Source organism: Streptomyces sp. SDT5-1 (assembly GCF_052245995.1).
GTDB lineage: Bacteria > Actinomycetota > Actinomycetes > Streptomycetales > Streptomycetaceae > Streptomyces.
Window position 1 is genome coordinate 1,926,138 of record NZ_CM125963.1, and the last position, 17,236, is coordinate 1,943,373.

Below are 17,236 nucleotides of genomic sequence, written 5' to 3' on the forward strand. Positions count from 1 at the left end.
CCAAGGTTCAGCCGGTCGTCAGGGGCCCGAGGCGGCGCGCGGTCTCGTCCCAGACGAGGTCGGCGAGCGCTTCCTTCGGGCCGTGCGGGACCGGGGTCTCGTGCCCGTCGGCGCCCAGGATCACGGCCTCGTTCTCCTCGGAGCCGAAGGTCTTGCGCTCCCCCACCTCGTTGACGACGAGCAGGTCGCAGCCCTTGCGGGCGAGCTTGGCGCGGCCGTTCGCGAGCACGTCGTCGGTCTCGGCGGCGAAGCCCACGACGACCTGTCCCGGGCGCGGCCGGTCGGCGGAGAGCTCGGCGAGGATGTCGGGGTTGCGGACGAGGGCGATCGGCGCGGGGCCCTCGTCGTCCTTCTTCTTGATCTTCCCGGTGGCGTACGTCTCGGGGCGGAAGTCGGCGACGGCCGCGGCCATGACGACGGCGTCGGCGTCCTCGGCCGCCTTGAGGACGGCCTCGCGCAGCTGCACGGCCGTTCCCACGTGGACGACGTCGATGCCGGCCGGGTCGGGGAGCGTCGCGTTCGCGGAGAGCAGCGTGACGCGGGCGCCGCGGGCCGCGGCGGTGCGGGCCAGCGCGTAGCCCTGCTTTCCGGAGGAGCGGTTGCCGAGGAAGCGGACCGGGTCGAGGGGTTCGCGGGTGCCGCCGGCCGATACGACGACGTGGCGGCCCGCGAGGTCCTGCGAGGCCTCCCCGCGGGCCAGCACCCGGCGTACGTACTCGAAGATCTCGGCCGGGTCGGGGAAGCGGCCCTTGCCGGTGTCGACGCCGGTGAGGCGGCCGACGGCGGGCTCGATGACGAGGGCGCCGCGGCGGCGCAGCGTCGCGACGTTCTCCTGGGTGGCCGGGTGCTCCCACATCTCGGTGTGCATCGCGGGCGCGAAGACGACCGGACATCGGGCGGTGAGCAGCGTGTTCGTGAGGAGGTCGTCGGCGAGGCCGTGGGCCGCCTTGGCGAGCATGTCGGCGGTGGCGGGGGCGACGATCACGAGGTCGGCGTGCTGGCCGATGCGGACGTGCGGCACCTCGTGGACGGATTCCCAGACCTCGGTGGAGACCGGGTTGCCGGAGAGCGCGGACCAGGTCGCGGCGCCGACGAAGTGCAGCGCGGAGTCGGTCGGCACGACGCGCACGTCGTGGCCGGACTCCGTCAGGCGCCGCAGCAGCTCACACGCCTTGTAGGCGGCGATTCCACCGCTGACCCCCAGTACGACCTTCGGCTTCGACGACACCGGCTCTCCCCTGATTCGGAAACGTACGCCTGGAAAACGTACGACTCCATGACACACCACAGGCCCGGCAGATGTACTGCCGGGCCTGTAAGTACCGAAACGACGGGCGTTACTGCGCCGGGCCCTCGATGGCCTCGGACGTCAGCAGGCCCGCGTTGATCTCACGAAGGGCGATCGAGAGCGGCTTCTCGTGGACGTGCGTGTCCACCAGCGGGCCGACGTACTCGAGCAGGCCCTCACCGAGCTGCGAGTAGTACGCGTTGATCTGACGCGCGCGCTTGGCGGCGTAGATGACCAGGCTGTACTTCGAGTCGGTGGCCTCAAGAAGCTCATCAATCGGCGGGTTGATGATGCCCTCGGGCGCGGTGATGGAAGAGGACACTCTCTGCCTTCCGATGGGGTAAAGACTGCTAAAGATCAAAGAACTTTCATCAAGGCTAGCAGCTCGGCGGCCACACCCTCGACGGAGGTGTTGACAAGCGTGGTGTCGAACTCCGATTCGGCGGCGAGCTCCACCTTGGCGGCCTTGAGACGACGCTCGATGACCTCCGGCGCCTCCGTCCCGCGCCCGGTGAGCCGGCGGACCAGCTCCTCCCAGCTCGGCGGGGCCAGGAAGACCAGCTGCGCCTCCGGCATCGACTCCCGGACAAGACGGGCACCCTGGAGGTCGATCTCGAGCAGCACGGGCTCCCCCGCCTCCAGGCGGTCGAGCACGGCACGGCGCGGGGTGCCGTAGCGGTTCCCCGCGAACTCTGCCCACTCGAGGAGCTCACCGTTGGCGATCAGCTTGTCCATCTCCTCGTCCGTGACGAAGAAGTACTGGACACCGTGCTGCTCGCCGGGGCGCGGCTTGCGGGTCGTGGCCGACACCGAGAGCCAGACCTCGGGGTGTTCCTTGCGCATATGGGCGACAACCGTGCTCTTGCCGACCCCCGAGGGGCCGGAGAGCACGGTCAGCCGCGGACGTTCACTCATGCAGCGATTATTCCAGTTGTTCCGGAGTGCCCGGACCAGCCCCGGGATTCGGCCCGGGGCGGTCGCGGTCGCTCAGGCGCCGGTGCTGCCGAACTCGCGCTCCAGGGAGGCGATCTGGTTGGAACCGAGACCGCGCACCCGGCGGGATTCGGAGATCCCGAGACGCTCCATGATCTGCTTGGCGCGGACCTTGCCCACGCCCGGCAGCGACTCGAGGAGGGCGGAGACCTTCATCTTGCCGATGACGTCGTTCTCCTGGCCCTGCTTGATGACCTCGTGGAGGGAGGCGCCGGAGTGCTTGAGTCGATTCTTGACCTCGGCCCGCTCCCGGCGAGCCGCGGCGGCCTTTTCGAGCGCGGCTGCGCGCTGTTCAGGGGTAAGGGGCGGAAGAGCCACGCCTACGTCACCTCGGATGTCGAACTGTCGGATACGGACCGGTGAGGAACCTAGTCGCCCCACACCTGGGGAGCAACGAACAACCCGCTGGCGTGCAGTTGACCGTTGACTCTCGACGGAGACTAGCGGGCATGGCCGTCAGAGTCAGCGAGAACAGACGAAAAGTCCTGGTCAGCCTCTGTCGAGCCGTGCATTTTGGACAAATCGACCAAGAATCTGGACAGGTTTCGGACGCAAAACCCAAGGTCGGCACGGAGTGCCACCCTTAAACCTCGCGCGAAACCGCTTCCCGCACCTCGTCCGCGAAGCGTACGGAGGCGTCCCGCAGCGCCGATACCGAGGGTCCCGCCTTCAGGACGCCGCGGCTCACGTTCGGCACGACATTGCGCACGGCGGCGCCGAACACCGACGGGAGATCGGCCGCGGTGGCACCCTGCGCCCCGATGCCGGGCGCGAGGAGCGGCCCGTTGATGTCCAGCTCGTACGAGGACAGGTCGCCGAGCGTCGCGCCGACCACCGCGCCGAAGGAGCCCATGGGGTCCTCCCCCGCGTTCTCCTCGGCGAGGTGCCCGAGCATCGTCGCCCCCACGTTGCGGCCGTCGGCGCGCACCGCGTGCTGGACCTCGCCGCCCTCGGGGTTCGAGGTGAGCGCGAGCACGAAGAGTCCCGCGCCGGACTCGCGGGCCAGGTCGACGGCCGGCTTCAGGGACCCGTAGCCGAGGTACGGCGACACCGTGAGGGCGTCGGAGAACAGCGGGGAGTCCTTGCGCAGGTACGTCTCCGCGTACGCGGCCATGGTGGAGCCGATGTCGCCGCGCTTGGCGTCCATGACGACGAGCGTCCCGGCCTCGCGCAGGTCGGCGACCGCCCGCTCCAGGACGGCGACGCCGCGCGAGCCGAACCGCTCGAAGAACGCCATCTGCGGCTTGACCACGGCGACCGTGTCGGCCAGTGCCTCCACGCACGCGCGCGTGAAGGCCTCGAGGCCCGCGATGTCGTCGTTCAGGCCCCAGGAGGAGAGCAGGGCGGCGTGCGGGTCGATGCCGACGCAGAGCGGGCCGCGCTCGTCCATGACGCGGCGCAGGCGGGCGCCGAACGGATCCATCGAGGTCATGCGGAGGCCTTCTTCCTCACGTCGGCGCCGATCGCGTCGGCGAGCGTGGCGTACGGGGAGCTGTGCAGGCGGGCGGCGAGGCCCTTGTGGATCGCGCGGGCGTAGCAGGGGCCTTCGTAGATGAAGGCCGAGTAGCCCTGGATGAGCGTGGCCCCGGCGAGGATGCGCTGCCAGGCGTCCTCGGCGTTCTCGATGCCGCCGACGCCGACGAGGGTGATCCGGTCGCCCACGCGCGCGTAGAGGCGTCGCAGGACCTCCAGGGAGCGCTCCTTGAGGGGGGCGCCGGAGAGGCCGCCCGTCTCGTTCACGACGTCGCCCTTGGTGGCGAGGCCCTCGCGGGTGATCGTCGTGTTGGTGGCGATGATGCCGTCGAGGCCGAGTTCGACGGCCAGGTCGGCGACGGCGTCGATGTCCTCGTCGGCGAGGTCGGGCGCGATCTTCACGAGGAGCGGGACGCGGCGGCTCTTGACCGTGCGGTCCGCGGCCTCGCGCACGGCGCTCAGGAGCGGGCGCAGCGCCTCGGTGGCCTGGAGGTTGCGCAGGCCGGGGGTGTTCGGCGAGGAGACGTTCACGACGAGGTAGTCGGCGAACGCGGCGAGGCGTTCGGTGGACTTCACGTAGTCGGCGGCGGCCTCCTCCTCGGGCACGACCTTGGTCTTGCCGATGTTCACGCCGACCGTCGTCTTGAAGACCGGGTTGCGGGAGGCCAGGCGGGCCGCCACGGCGAGGGAGCCCTCGTTGTTGAAGCCCATGCGGTTGATGAGCGCGCGGTCCTGCACGAGGCGGAAGAGGCGCTTCTTGGGGTTGCCGGGCTGGGCCTCGCCGGTGACGGTGCCGATCTCGACGTGGTCGAAGCCGAGCATCGACATGCCGTCGATGGCGATGGCGTTCTTGTCGAAGCCGGCGGCGAGCCCGAAGGGGCCGTGCATGCGCAGGCCCAGGGCCTCCGTGCGCAGCTCCTTGTAGCGCGGCGCGAGATACGCGGCCACGAAGGTGCGCAGAACGGGCGTGCGAGCGGCGAGGCGGATCCAGCGGAAGGCCAGGTAGTGCGCCTTCTCGGGGTCCATGCGCTTGAAGACGAGGTTGAAGAACAGCTTGTACATGCCTGAAGTCCTATAGGTCCTCATGAGGCGGTGGCCTCATGAAGAGGGGGACACCGGTGTGGTGTCCCCCTCCTGGGCTGCTACTGGATCCTTAGTCGCGGGCCGCGGTCAGGTGCTCCGCGTGCTCCTGCAGGGAGCGCACGCCCACGTCGCCGTGGCCCAGCGCCTCGATGCCCTGGACGGCCGCCGCGAGCGCCTGGACCGTGGTCAGGCAGGGCACGGAGCGGGAGACCGCCGCCGTACGGATGTCGTAGCCGTCGAGGCGGCCGCCGGTGCCGTACGGGGTGTTGACGATGAGGTCGACGTCGCCGGAGTGGATCAGCTGGACGATCGTCTTCTCGCCGTTCGGGCCCTCGCCCTCGGACTGCTTGCGCACGACCGTGGCGTTGATGCCGTTGCGCTTGAGGACCTCGGCCGTGCCGGACGTGGCGAGCAGCTCGAAGCCGTGGGCGACCAGCTCGCGCGCCGGGAAGATCATCGAGCGCTTGTCGCGGTTGGCGACGGAGATGAACGCCCGGCCCTTCGTCGGCAGCGGCCCGTAGGCACCCGCCTGCGACTTGGCGTACGCCGTGCCGAAGACGGAGTCGATGCCCATGACCTCGCCGGTGGAGCGCATCTCCGGGCCGAGGACCGTGTCGACGCCGCGGCCGTGGATGTCGCGGAAGCGCGACCACGGCATGACGGCCTCCTTGACGGAGATCGGCGCGTCCATGGGGAGCGTGCCGCCGTCGCCGGTCTTCGGGAGCAGGCCCTCGGCGCGCAGCTCGGCGATGGTGGCGCCCAGCGAGATGCGGGCGGCGGCCTTCGCGAGCGGCACGGCCGTCGCCTTGGAGGTGAAGGGGACCGTGCGCGAGGCGCGCGGGTTGGCCTCCAGGACGTACAGGATGTCGCCCGCCATCGCGAACTGGATGTTGATCAGGCCGCGCACGCCGACGCCCTTGGCGATGCCCTCGGTGGAGGCGCGCAGCCGCTTGATGTCGTAGCCGCCGAGCGTGATCGGGGGCAGGGCGCACGCCGAGTCGCCGGAGTGGATGCCGGCCTCCTCGATGTGCTCCATGACGCCGCCGAGGTAGAGCTCCTCGCCGTCGTAGAGCGCGTCGACGTCGATCTCGATGGCGTCGTCGAGGAAGCGGTCGACGAGGACCGGCCGCGAGGGGCTGATCTCGGTCGACTCCTCGATGTACGCGGAGAGGCGCTCCTCGTCGTACACGATCTCCATGCCGCGGCCGCCGAGCACGTAGGACGGACGGACGAGGACCGGGTAGCCGATCTCGTCGGCGATCGTCTTCGCCTCGGCGAACGTGGTGGCGGTGCCGTGCTTCGGCGCGGGCAGGCCGGCCTCGGCGAGCACGCGGCCGAAGGCGCCGCGGTCCTCGGCGGCGTGGATCGCCTCCGGGGGCGTGCCGACGACGGGCACGCCGTTGTCCTTGAGCGCCTGCGCGAGGCCCAGCGGGGTCTGGCCGCCGAGCTGGACGACGACGCCCGCGATCGGGCCCGCGAGGGACTCCGCGTGGACGATCTCCAGGACGTCCTCGAGGGTCAGCGGCTCGAAGTAGAGGCGGTCGGACGTGTCGTAGTCCGTGGAGACCGTCTCCGGGTTGCAGTTGACCATCACGGTCTCGTAGCCGGCGTCGCTGAGCGCGAAGGAGGCGTGGACGCAGGAGTAGTCGAACTCGATGCCCTGGCCGATGCGGTTCGGACCCGAGCCGAGGATGATCACGGCGGGCTTCTCGCGCGGCGCGACCTCGGACTCCTCGTCGTACGAGGAGTAGAAGTACGGCGTCTTGGCGGCGAACTCGGCGGCGCAGGTGTCGACCGTCTTGTAGACCGGGCGGACGCCGAGGGCGTGCCTGACCTCGCGGACGACGTCCTGGCGCAGTCCGCGGATCTCGGCGATCTGCTGGTCGGAGAAGCCGTGCCGCTTGGCCTCGGCGATCAGGTCCTTGGTCAGCTCGGGGGCCGCGGCGAGCTCGTCGGCGACCTCCTTGATGAGGAAGAGCTGGTCGACGAACCACGGGTCGATCTTCGTGTAGTCGAAGATCTCCTGCGGCGTCGCACCGGCGCGGATCGCCTGCATGACCGTGTTGATGCGGCCGTCGGTCGGGCGGACCGAGGCCTCCAGGAGCTCCTGCTTGTCGCCGGTCTCGCCGACGAAGGAGAACTGCGAGCCCGCCTTCTCCAGGGAGCGCAGCGCCTTCTGGAACGCCTCGGTGAAGTTGCGGCCGATGGCCATGGCCTCGCCGACCGACTTCATGGTCGTGGTCAGCGTGGCGTCGGCGCTCGGGAACTTCTCGAAGGCGAAGCGCGGGGCCTTGACGACGACGTAGTCGAGCGTCGGCTCGAAGGAGGCCGGGGTCTGCTCGGTGATGTCGTTCGGGATCTCGTCCAGCGTGTAGCCGACGGCCAGCTTGGCGGCGATCTTCGCGATCGGGAAGCCGGTGGCCTTGGAGGCGAGCGCGGAGGACCGGGAGACGCGCGGGTTCATCTCGATGACGATGATGCGGCCGTCTTCGGGGTTCACCGCGAACTGGATGTTGCAGCCGCCGGTGTCGACGCCGACCTCGCGGATGATCGCAATGCCGATGTCGCGCAGGCGCTGGTACTCGCGGTCGGTGAGGGTCATCGCCGGGGCGACGGTGATCGAGTCACCGGTGTGCACGCCCATGGGGTCGAAGTTCTCGATGGAGCAGACGACCACGACGTTGTCGTTCTTGTCGCGCATCAGCTCCAGCTCGTACTCCTTCCAGCCGAGGATGGACTCCTCCAGGAGCACCTCGGTGGTCGGCGAGAGCGTGAGGCCCTGTCCGGCGATGCGGCGCAGCTCCTCCTCGTCGTGCGCGAAGCCGGAGCCCGCGCCGCCCATGGTGAAGGAGGGGCGGACGACGACGGGGTAGCCGCCGAGCTCCTCGACGCCCTTCATGACGTCGTCCATGGAGTGGCAGATGTACGAGCGGGCGGACTCGCCGTGGCCGATCTTCTTCTTGACCTCTTCGACGACCTCCTTGAAGAGGTCGCGGTCCTCACCCTTGTTGATCGCCTCGACGTTGGCGCCGATGAGCTCGACGCCGTACTTCTCGAGGACGCCCTGCTCGTGCATGGAGATCGCGGTGTTGAGCGCGGTCTGGCCACCGAGGGTGGGCAGGAGCGCGTCGGGGCGCTCCTTGGCGATGATCTTCTCGACGAACTCGGGGGTGATCGGCTCGACGTACGTGGCGTCGGCGATCTCCGGGTCGGTCATGATCGTCGCCGGGTTGGAGTTGACGAGGATGACCCGCAGGCCCTCCTTCTTCAGCACCCGGCAGGCCTGGGTGCCGGAGTAGTCGAACTCCGCGGCCTGGCCGATGACGATCGGGCCCGAGCCGATGACGAGGACGGACTTCAGGTCGTTGCGCTTAGGCACGGGCGGACTCCATCAGGGACACGAAGCGGTCGAACAGGTACGCGGCGTCGTGCGGACCGGCCGCCGCCTCGGGGTGGTACTGGACGGAGAAGCCCGGCTGGTCGAGCAGCTGGAGCCCCTCCACGACGTTGTCGTTGAGGCACACGTGGGAGACCTCGGCGCGGCCGAACTTGGTGTCGCTCACCTTGTCCAGCGGCGCGTCCACGGCGAAGCCGTGGTTGTGGGCGGTGACCTCGACCTTGCCGGTGGTGCGGTCCTGCACCGGCTGGTTGATGCCGCGGTGGCCGTACTTCAGCTTGAAGGTGCCGAAGCCGAGGGCGCGGCCGAGGATCTGGTTGCCGAAGCAGATGCCGAACAGCGGCGTCCTGCGCTCCAGGACGGCGGTCATCAGCGCGACCGGTCCTTCGGCGGTGGCCGGGTCGCCCGGGCCGTTGGAGAAGAACACGCCGTCGGGATTCACGGCGTACACGTCCTCAGGGGTCGCAGTCGCCGGCAGGACGTGCACCTCGATGCCGCGCTCGGCCATCCGGTGCGGGGTCATGCCCTTGATGCCGAGGTCGACGGCGGCGACGGTGAACTTCTTCTCGCCGATCGCCGGGACGACGTACGCCTCCTTGGTGGCGACCTCCTCGTAGAGGGAGGCGCCCTTCATCTGAGGCTGCGCCTTGACCTTCTCGACGAGCTCGGCGTCGGTGGCCAGCGTCTCGCCGGAGAAGATGCCGGAGCGCATGGAGCCGCGCTCGCGCAGGTGGCGGGTGAGGGCGCGGGTGTCGATGCCGGAGATGCCGACGACGTTCTGCGCGACCAGCTCGTCGTCCAGGCTGCGCTTGGCACGCCAGTTGGACGGTACGCGCGCGGGGTCGCGCACGACGTAGCCGGAGACCCAGATGCGACCGGACTCGTCGTCCTCGTCGTTCCAGCCCGTGTTGCCGATCTGCGGGGCAGTCGCGACGACGATCTGGCGGTCGTACGACGGGTCGGTGAGGGTCTCCTGGTAGCCGGTCATGCCGGTGGAGAACACGGCCTCGCCGAAGGTCTCCCCCACGGCCCCGTAGGCGCGGCCGCGGAACACCCGGCCGTCCTCCAGGACGAGCACGGCGGGAACGTTCGCGGTTCCCCTGGTGGAGGTGGTCATCGTGCGGTGCCTTCCGTCGTGTTGATCATGTCGTTGATGGTGGTGACCCAGGCGCCCTGGTCGGCGGCGTGGTCGGCGCGGAACCCGGAGTCGATCAGCTTGTCGCCGTGTTCCCAGGTGACGACGAGCAGGCCGCCCTCGGTGAGGACCTTGCCGGCGATGCCCTTCTCGAGCCGGGCCTCGCGCAGCGCGGCCGCGGGCACGAAGAAGTCGCTCGCTCCGGGGCGTACGACGTCCAGTCCCGCGTCGGTGAGCGTCAGCTCGACGCGGCTGCGGGTGCCGAGGCCGTGCGCCACGATGCGGTCGAGCCACTGCCCGGCGCTGGTGGAGCCGTGGTAGCGACCGCTCAGCTCCAGTTTCGCCGGGCCCTGCTCGCTCGGCGCGGTGGGCAGCTCCGGCAGGTCGCCCTGGAGGGTGCCGCGCCACTTCCAGCCCTGGCGCATCAGCCAGTAGACGAGCGCGATGAAGAGCAGCAGTCCGACGATCCAGCCGATCCTGTCGGGCCAGTCCGTCACGTCCGCCGACTTCTGTTCGGCGGCGAGGTAGAGCAGTGAGGTCACGCGAGCTTCCCGTCGGCGAGGGTGGCCTTGCCCCGCAGCCAGGTGTGGGTGACGCGCCCCGGCAGCTCACGGCCCTCGTACGGGGTGTTGCGGCTGCGGGAGGCGAAGCCCGCGGGGTCCACGTCCCCACGGTAGTCGGCGTCGACCAGAACGAGGTTCGCGGGCTCACCAGCCGAGACGGGGCGTCCGTGGCCCTTGGCCTGCCCGATCTCGGCGGGCTTGACGGACATCCGGTCGGCGACGCCCGCCCAGTCGAGCAGGCCGGTCTCGACCATGGTCTGCTGCACGACGCTGAGCGCGGTCTCCAGGCCGACCATGCCCATGGCGGCGGCGGCCCACTCGCAGTCCTTGTCCTCGTGCGGGTGCGGGGCGTGGTCGGTGGCGACGATGTCGATCGTGCCGTCGGCCAGCGCCTCGCGCAGGGCCATCACGTCCTTCTCCGTGCGGAGCGGCGGGTTGACCTTGTAGACCGGGTTGTACGAGCGGACCAGCTCGTCGGTGAGGAGCAGGTGGTGCGGGGTGACCTCGGCGGTCACGTCGATGCCGCGGGACTTGGCCCAGCGGACGATCTCGACGGAGCCGGCGGTCGACAGGTGGCAGATGTGGACGCGGGAGCCGACGTGCTCGGCGAGCAGCACGTCGCGGGCGATGATCGACTCCTCGGCGACGGCGGGCCAGCCGCCGAGGCCCAGCTCCGCGGAGACGGTGCCCTCGTTCATCTGGGCGCCCTCGGTGAGGCGGGGCTCCTGGGCGTGCTGGGCGACGACGCCACCGAAGGCCTTCACGTACTCCAGGGCGCGGCGCATGATCACGGCGTCGTGGACGCACTTGCCGTCGTCGGAGAAGACGGTGACGCCGGCGGCGGACTCGTGCATGGCGCCGAGCTCGGCGAGCTTCTCGCCCTCAAGGCCGACGGTGACGGCGCCGATGGGCTGCACGTCGCAGTAGCCGTGCTCCTGGCCGAGCCGGTAGACCTGCTCGACGACGCCGGCGGTGTCGGCGACGGGGAACGTGTTGGCCATCGCGAACACGTTCGTGTAGCCACCGGAGGCGGCCGCCTGCGTACCGGTGAGGACGGTCTCGGAGTCCTCGCGGCCGGGCTCCCGGAGGTGGGTGTGCAGGTCGACGAGGCCCGGCAGGAGGACCTTGCCCTCGGCCTCGACGACGGTCTCGACGCCGTCGGCGGAGAGCCCTGTGCCGACCTCGGCGATGACGCCGCCGTCGATCAGGACGTCCTGCGGCTCGCCGCCCAGCACCTTCGCACCACGGATCAGGGTCTTGCTCATGATTACTTCGTCTCCTCGGTACGAGAGTGGGACACGGCGGGCTCGTTGCCGCCGAGCAGCAGGTACAGGACGGCCATCCGCGTGTGCACGCCGTTGGCGACCTGCTCGATGACCGTGCAGCGGTCGGAGTCGGCGACCTCTGCGGTGATCTCCATGCCGCGGACCATCGGCCCTGGGTGCATCACGATGGAGTGCTCCGGCATCTTCGCCATGCGGTCGCCGTCGAGGCCGTAGCGGCGGCTGTACTCGCGCTCGGTCGGGAAGAACGCGGCGTTCATGCGCTCGCGCTGGACGCGCAGCATCATCACGGCATCGGACTTGGTGAGCGTCGAGTCGAGGTCGTACGAGACCTCGCAGGGCCATGTCTCGACGCCGACCGGGACCAGGGTGGGCGGCGCGACGACGGTGACCTCGGCGCCGAGCGTGTGCAGCAGGTCGACGTTCGAGCGGGCGACGCGGCTGTGCAGGACGTCGCCGACGATCGTGACGCGCTTGCCGTCGAGGCCCTGGCCGATGCCGGCGTCGGGGCCCACGAGGCGGCGGCGCATGGTGAAGGCGTCGAGCAGCGCCTGCGTGGGGTGCTGGTGGGTGCCGTCGCCCGCGTTGATGACGGGCGCGTCGATCCAGCCGGAGTTCGCGAGCCGGTACGGGGCGCCGGACGCGCCGTGCCGGATGACGACGGCGTCGACGCCCATGGCCTCGAGGGTCTGGGCGGTGTCCTTCAGGGACTCGCCCTTGGAGACGCTCGACCCCTTGGCGGCGAAGTTGATGACGTCGGCGGACAGGCGCTTCTCGGCGGCCTCGAAGGAGATCCGGGTGCGCGTGGAGTCCTCGAAGAACAGGTTGCAGATCGTGCGGCCGCGCAGCGCGGGCAGCTTCTTGATGGGCCGGTCGGCGACGCGGGCCATCTCCTCGGCGGTGTCGAGGATGAGCACGGCATCGTCGCGGGAGAGGTCGGCGGCCGAGATGAGGTGTCGCATCATCTGGGGTGCTCCGTAAGGCAGTTCAGGAGATTCAGGACATACGAGCGCGCGAGGGCACACCTTTCGGGCCGTACGCGCGTGCGTGCGTACGGCGGGAAGGGGTGCTACTGCTCGGCCGCCTTGGTGTCCGGCTTGGCACCGAGCAGCACGGCGTCGCGGCCGTCCTCCTCGGCGAGCTGGACCTTGACCGTCTCCCGCAGCGACGTGGGGAGGTTCTTGCCGACGTAGTCGGCACGGATGGGGAGTTCGCGGTGGCCGCGGTCGACGAGGACCGCGAGCTGCACGGCACGCGGGCGCCCGATGTCGTTCAGGGCGTCGAGGGCGGCGCGGATGGTGCGCCCGGAGAAGAGCACGTCGTCGACGAGGACGACGAGCCGGCCGTCGATGCCGTCACCGGGGATCTCGGTGCGGGCGAGCGCGCGCGGCGGGTGCATGCGCAGGTCGTCGCGGTACATCGTGATGTCGAGCGAGCCGACGGGGATGGCGCGGCCGGTGATCTCTTCGAGCTTCTCGGCCAGGCGGCGGGCGAGGAAGACGCCCCGCGTGGGAATGCCCAGGAGGACCACGTCCTCGGCGCCCTTGGCGCGCTCGACGATCTCGTGGGCGATACGGGTCAGTACCCGCGCGATGTCAGGGCCTTCGAGCACCGGCCGAGCATCGGAATGCTGCGTGTCCATACGAAACGGACCTCCTTCTCCGCCTCACGGGACGGACCTTAAAGGACGTCGAATTTGCGTCGTCAACTCTACCAGCCCTCACAACGTCGCTGATCACCCGCCTGGGGGTACGCCCCGCGGACTTCTGGAGGTGCGAGACCCCGGAATTCACGAGAAGGTCGGTACGGACCATTCGGCTTGACGCGGCCAAGTAACGCTGCGTAACCTCACAGTGAGTTACAGCCACGCGGCGCAGCCGCTTAGTGATGCAGTGTCCGGGGAGCTATATGTCCAGCGAATACGCCAAACAGCTCGGGGCCAAGCTCCGCGCGATCCGTACCCAGCAGGGCCTTTCCCTTCACGGTGTCGAGGAGAAGTCCCAGGGACGCTGGAAGGCGGTCGTCGTGGGGTCGTACGAGCGCGGCGACCGTGCCGTGACCGTGCAGCGCCTCGCCGAACTGGCGGACTTCTACGGCGTGCCGGTGCAGGAGCTGCTGCCGGGCACCACCCCGGGTGGCGCCGCCGAGCCGCCGCCGAAGCTGCGCCTCGACCTGGAGCGCCTTGCCCACGTGCCGCCGGAGAAGGCGGGCCCGCTCCAGCGCTACGCCGCCACGATCCAGTCGCAGCGCGGTGACTACAACGGCAAGGTGCTGTCGATCCGCCAGGACGACCTGCGCACCCTCGCCGTCATCTACGACCAGTCGCCCTCGGTCCTGACCGAGCAGCTGATCAGCTGGGGCGTGCTCGACGCGGACGCGCGCCGCGCCGTGGCGCACGACGACGTCTGATCCGGACGCGCACCGCAGAAACGTCACAGCCCTGAGGGGGCGGAGCCGCACGGCTCCGCCCCCTCAGGCGTTCCCGGGGCCGCGCCGCCGCTCAGACCCGGTACAGGCGGCCGATGACCTCGGGCAGCAGACGGGCGCTCAGCCTCGGAGGCAGCGCCTGGAGCACCGCGAGCACGGGCGCCATCCGCTCCGGCAGCCGGCCGCCCTCCCCCACCCCGGCGAGCGCGAGCGCCAGCTCGACCTCCTCCGAGGTCAGCGCCTCCGGATCGAGCGTGGCGGCGGCCTCCACGACCTCCGGGTCCACCCGGACGGGCCCCAGCTCACGGGCCCGCGCCACAGCCTTCTCCAGCTCCGCGAGCAGCAGCCGTACCGTCTCCTCGTCCGCCACGGCCGCCGTCACCGTGAGATGCAGGGTGGCCGGTGAGGCGCCGAACGCCGGCTGCGGTTGCAGATACCAGCCGCTCCCCCGCATCTCGTCCGCCACCACGAAGACATCGATGTCCGGGTCGTCGGAGGCCACCGCCACGAGCGACGCCTCGGGCCGCGCGGCGAGCCGCAGCCCCGCGATCCGCTCGACACCCTCGGCGAGCGCGCGAGTCGTCCGGTGTACGCGCGTCGACAGCACCGCGTAACCTTCCGCCCCGACGCGCTCCGTCACCGCCCAGGCCGCCGCGAGGGGTCCGGCCGACTTGGTGCCCTGGAGCGTGGAGTTCACGACGGGGTAGCCGGGCCAGGCGGCGTGCGCGAACCAGCCGTGGCGGCGCAGGCCCGCGTCGCGGAAGAGCAGCAGCGAGGCGCCCTTCGCGGTGTACGCGTACTTGTGCAGGTCGACGGAGAGGGACGTCACGCCGGGGACGGTCAGGTCGAACTCCGGTACGTGCGGTGCGCCCTCGCCGTCCTGGAGCTCCTTCGCCGCGATCCGCAGATGCCCCAGGTACCAGCCGCCGATGCACGCGTCGACGTGACACGGCACCCCGCGCCGCTCCGCCTCACGCGCCACCTCGGCGACCGGGTCGATCACGCCGTGTGCGTACGAAGGGGCGGAGACGACGACCAGGGCGGTGCGTTCGGTGATCGCCGCCGCCATGTCCGCGGGGCGCGCCTTGAAGGTGTCGGGGTCGACGGGGACGCTCACCACGCGCAGGCCGAAGAGGTCGGCGGCCTTGTGGAAGGCGGCGTGCGCGGTCTCCGGGAGCACCAGCTCGGGCTCGGTCACCCCGCGTTCCTTGCGGGCGTACTGGCGCGCGGTCAGGACGGCGAGCAGACAGCTCTCGGTGCCGCCGCTGGTGAACGTGCCCGCGCTGCCGCCGAGCAGCGCGGTGGCGCGCCGCACCAGGTCGTTCTCCAGCTCGACGACGCTCGGGAAGGCGGTCATGTCGAGCCCGTTGACCCCGGCGAACGCGGCCTGCGCGGCGTTCGCCAGCTCGTCGAGCCCCTCGAGCCCGGAGTCGTAGACGTACGCCATGGTGCGGCCGCCGTGCACGGGCAGATCACCGGCGCGCAGCGCGGCGAGCCGCGCCAGGATCGGGTCGTCGGTCGTCATGCGGACTCCTCGTCTCGCTGAGTGGGCGCTTGTTCGGCATCGGTGCGCATACGGACCAGGGCGGCCTCGGTGAGGCGGTACCTGGCCAGCAGCGGGAGGCTGAGGACGAGCAGCAGGGCGGGCAGCACGCCGAAGCCGACGACGATCGCGGTGAGCGCCGATTCGGGCTGGGCGACGCGGTCGGTGGCGTCGGACGACACGAACCCGCCGACGGCGAGGACGAGGCCGAACAGGCCGGGCCCCAGGGCGAGTCCGAGCGTCTCGCCCGCGGTCCACAGGCCGGTGAAGACCCCGGCTCTGCTGCGCCTCCGGCCGGTGCAGGCGTCGGCGGCGATGGCGTCGCCGAGCATCGCGAGCGGCAGCATCTGCATGCCCGCGTAGCCGACGCCCGCGAGGGCCACGGCGGCGTAGACCGCCACGGTCGGCAGCGCGCGGCCCGCCGCCGCGCCGACCGCGCCGAGCAGGAAGCACACGGAGGCCGCGAGCGCGGCGTTCCGCTTGCCGACGCGGCGTCCCACGGCCAGCCACAGCGGCATCGCGAGGAGCGAGGGAACGATGAGGCAGGCGAAGAGGACGGTGGTGGCGCTCGGCCGGTCGAGGATGTACGTCGCGAAGTACTGGGTGCCGGCGAGCATCAGGCCGGACGCGGCGGCCTGCACGACGTACGCGCCGAACAGCCACCAGAAGGGCGCGTGCCCCCACGCGGCCCGCAACTGCGCCCGCAGGCTGCTCTCGGTGGTTGTACGTATGACGTCGGGTGTGGCAGATGAGGTCGCGGGCGTTTTACGTATGACGTCCGACGCGGCCGCAGCGGCCCGGCGCGTTGTACGTATGACGCCCCGGGTTCGCGGCGCGGTTCCGGGCGCGCCCGCCGTGGCGAGGACCGCCGCCAGCATGCCCACGGCGAGCAGGGCGCCGATCGCGACGCCCATCAGCCGGTAGCCGCCCGCGCTCCCCCGGTCGTCACCCGTGGCCCCCGCGAGGACCGGCGCGAGGGAGCCGGACAGCAGGATGGCGACGCCGAGGAAGGCGACGCGCCAGGCCATGACGCGGGCCCGTTCGTCCGGATCGCCGGTGAGCTCGGCGGGCAGTGCGACGTAGGGCACCTGGAAGCAGGCGTAGGCGGAGGCGCTGAGCAGGAAGAGCACGGCGACGTACGCCGCGGCGGGACCGCCGGCGAGGCCCGCGGGCGCGGCGAACATGCCTGCGAAGCAGACCGGCAGGGTGAGGGCGCCGAGCAGCATCCAGGAGCGGCGCGGCCCGAGCCGTGCGCGGGTGCTGCGGTCGGAGCGGGCCCCGACCCACGGATTGAACAGCACGTCCCACGCCTTGGGCAGAAAGACGAGGAACCCGGCGAGGCCCGCGCCGACGCCCAGCACGTCGGTGAGGTAGTACAGCAGCAACAGGCCGGGAACCGTGCCGAAGGTACCGGTGGCGAGGGAGCCGAGCCCGTAGCCGACGCGCACACGCGCGGGAAGCGCGGGGGCAGCGGGGCGGGAGTCCGGGCCTGTCGGTGACATGGCCAGAACCTAGTGAAGATCCCAGGGAACGCACCAGGCCCGGAGCAGAACATTGTTCATGTTCTGCTCCGGGCCTCCGGAACGGTGCTGTCCTCCGCGTCGCGACCGGGGCTCAGGCCTCGTCGCGGCGCAGGGTCGACTTCAGGTCCTTGAAGCGACCCAGAAGTCCGTTGATGAACGCCGGAGACTCGTCGGTGGAGAACTCCTTGGCCAGCGAAACGGCCTCGTCGAGCACCACGGCGTCCGGGGTCCCGTCGACCCAGACCAGCTCATAGGCGCCGATCCGCACGATGTTGCGGTCGACGACCGGCATCCGGTCCAGGGTCCACCCGACGGCGTACTGCGAGATGAGCTCGTCGATCCGGGACGCCTGCTTGGCGTACCCCTCGACCAGCTCCATCGTGTACTCGCTGACCGGCGGCTGCCGCGTGTCACTGCGGGAGTGCCGGATCCAGTCCGCGAGGACCGTCAGGACGTCGGCGCCGCGCTGGTCGGCCTCGAAGAGGATCTGAAAGGCGCGCTTGCGGGCCGTGTTACGGGCAGCCACGG

At 70.7% G+C, this 17,236-nt stretch carries 16 protein-coding genes; 1 reads left to right on the plus strand and 15 read right to left on the minus strand.

Annotation, left to right across the window (positions count from 1 at the left end; all coding sequences use genetic code 11):
• Positions 1-7: 7 nt before the first annotated feature.
• The 12 genes from coaBC to pyrR form a co-directional block, all read right to left on the minus strand.
• Positions 8-1,228: a bifunctional phosphopantothenoylcysteine decarboxylase/phosphopantothenate--cysteine ligase CoaBC gene (coaBC, locus tag ACTWJ8_RS08985; RefSeq protein ID WP_443263536.1), complete on the minus strand. Its 1,221-nt coding sequence runs from the start codon at positions 1,226-1,228 to the stop codon at positions 8-10.
• Positions 1,229-1,337: 109 nt separating this feature from the next.
• A complete protein-coding gene (rpoZ, locus tag ACTWJ8_RS08990) occupies positions 1,338-1,610 on the minus strand; it encodes a DNA-directed RNA polymerase subunit omega (RefSeq protein ID WP_005319902.1) in 273 nt (90 codons plus the stop codon).
• Between the two features lie 35 nt (positions 1,611-1,645).
• Positions 1,646-2,203 (minus strand): guanylate kinase, encoded by a 558-nt coding sequence (gmk, locus tag ACTWJ8_RS08995; RefSeq protein WP_356385659.1) that lies wholly within the window; start codon positions 2,201-2,203, stop codon positions 1,646-1,648.
• Positions 2,204-2,275: 72 nt separating this feature from the next.
• Positions 2,276-2,599 (minus strand): integration host factor, encoded by a 324-nt coding sequence (locus tag ACTWJ8_RS09000; RefSeq protein ID WP_026246651.1) that lies wholly within the window; start codon positions 2,597-2,599, stop codon positions 2,276-2,278.
• Between the two features lie 265 nt (positions 2,600-2,864).
• Positions 2,865-3,713 carry an orotidine-5'-phosphate decarboxylase gene (gene pyrF / locus ACTWJ8_RS09005; protein ID WP_356385662.1) on the minus strand — a complete coding sequence of 283 codons (849 nt, stop codon included), beginning with the start codon at positions 3,711-3,713 and terminating at the stop codon, positions 2,865-2,867.
• Positions 3,710-4,816 (minus strand): quinone-dependent dihydroorotate dehydrogenase, encoded by a 1,107-nt coding sequence (locus tag ACTWJ8_RS09010; protein WP_356385665.1) that lies wholly within the window; start codon positions 4,814-4,816, stop codon positions 3,710-3,712. The genes pyrF and ACTWJ8_RS09010 overlap by 4 nt, the downstream gene beginning before the upstream one ends.
• Before the next feature lie 91 nt (positions 4,817-4,907).
• Complete coding sequence (gene carB, locus ACTWJ8_RS09015; RefSeq protein ID WP_356385668.1) at positions 4,908-8,216, minus strand: carbamoyl-phosphate synthase large subunit; 3,309 nt, start codon at positions 8,214-8,216, stop codon at positions 4,908-4,910.
• Positions 8,209-9,351 carry a glutamine-hydrolyzing carbamoyl-phosphate synthase small subunit gene (carA, locus tag ACTWJ8_RS09020; protein ID WP_356385671.1) on the minus strand — a complete coding sequence of 381 codons (1,143 nt, stop codon included), beginning with the start codon at positions 9,349-9,351 and terminating at the stop codon, positions 8,209-8,211. Before carA ends, carB begins: the two co-directional genes overlap by 8 nt.
• Positions 9,348-9,911: a PH-like domain-containing protein gene (locus tag ACTWJ8_RS09025; RefSeq protein WP_356385674.1), complete on the minus strand. Its 564-nt coding sequence runs from the start codon at positions 9,909-9,911 to the stop codon at positions 9,348-9,350. Before ACTWJ8_RS09025 ends, carA begins: the two co-directional genes overlap by 4 nt.
• Positions 9,908-11,197 carry a dihydroorotase gene (locus ACTWJ8_RS09030; RefSeq protein ID WP_443263537.1) on the minus strand — a complete coding sequence of 430 codons (1,290 nt, stop codon included), beginning with the start codon at positions 11,195-11,197 and terminating at the stop codon, positions 9,908-9,910. Before ACTWJ8_RS09030 ends, ACTWJ8_RS09025 begins: the two co-directional genes overlap by 4 nt.
• A 2-nt stretch (positions 11,198-11,199) precedes the next feature.
• Positions 11,200-12,180 carry an aspartate carbamoyltransferase catalytic subunit gene (locus ACTWJ8_RS09035; protein WP_356385679.1) on the minus strand — a complete coding sequence of 327 codons (981 nt, stop codon included), beginning with the start codon at positions 12,178-12,180 and terminating at the stop codon, positions 11,200-11,202.
• Between the two features lie 104 nt (positions 12,181-12,284).
• Positions 12,285-12,857, minus strand: a complete 573-nt coding sequence (pyrR, locus tag ACTWJ8_RS09040) for a bifunctional pyr operon transcriptional regulator/uracil phosphoribosyltransferase PyrR (RefSeq protein WP_356385681.1) — start codon at positions 12,855-12,857, stop codon at positions 12,285-12,287.
• Between the two features lie 266 nt (positions 12,858-13,123).
• Here pyrR and bldD point away from each other — a divergent pair, with 266 nt between their 5' ends.
• On the plus strand, positions 13,124-13,624 hold the full coding sequence (bldD, locus tag ACTWJ8_RS09045; RefSeq protein ID WP_266721805.1) for a transcriptional regulator BldD: 501 nt from the start codon (positions 13,124-13,126) through the stop codon (positions 13,622-13,624).
• Positions 13,625-13,715: 91 nt separating this feature from the next.
• On the opposite strand, the gene ACTWJ8_RS09050 is transcribed toward bldD, so the two are convergent.
• The 3 genes from ACTWJ8_RS09050 to nusB form a co-directional block, all read right to left on the minus strand.
• Positions 13,716-15,167: a pyridoxal phosphate-dependent decarboxylase family protein gene (locus tag ACTWJ8_RS09050; protein ID WP_443263538.1), complete on the minus strand. Its 1,452-nt coding sequence runs from the start codon at positions 15,165-15,167 to the stop codon at positions 13,716-13,718.
• Positions 15,164-16,687, minus strand: coding sequence for an MFS transporter (locus ACTWJ8_RS09055; protein ID WP_356385687.1), 1,524 nt, complete (start codon positions 16,685-16,687; stop codon positions 15,164-15,166). The genes ACTWJ8_RS09050 and ACTWJ8_RS09055 overlap by 4 nt, the downstream gene beginning before the upstream one ends.
• A gap of 112 nt (positions 16,688-16,799) precedes the next feature.
• Positions 16,800-17,234, minus strand: coding sequence for a transcription antitermination factor NusB (gene nusB, locus ACTWJ8_RS09060; protein WP_356385690.1), 435 nt, complete (start codon positions 17,232-17,234; stop codon positions 16,800-16,802).
• Between the last annotated feature and the right edge of the window lie 2 nt (positions 17,235-17,236).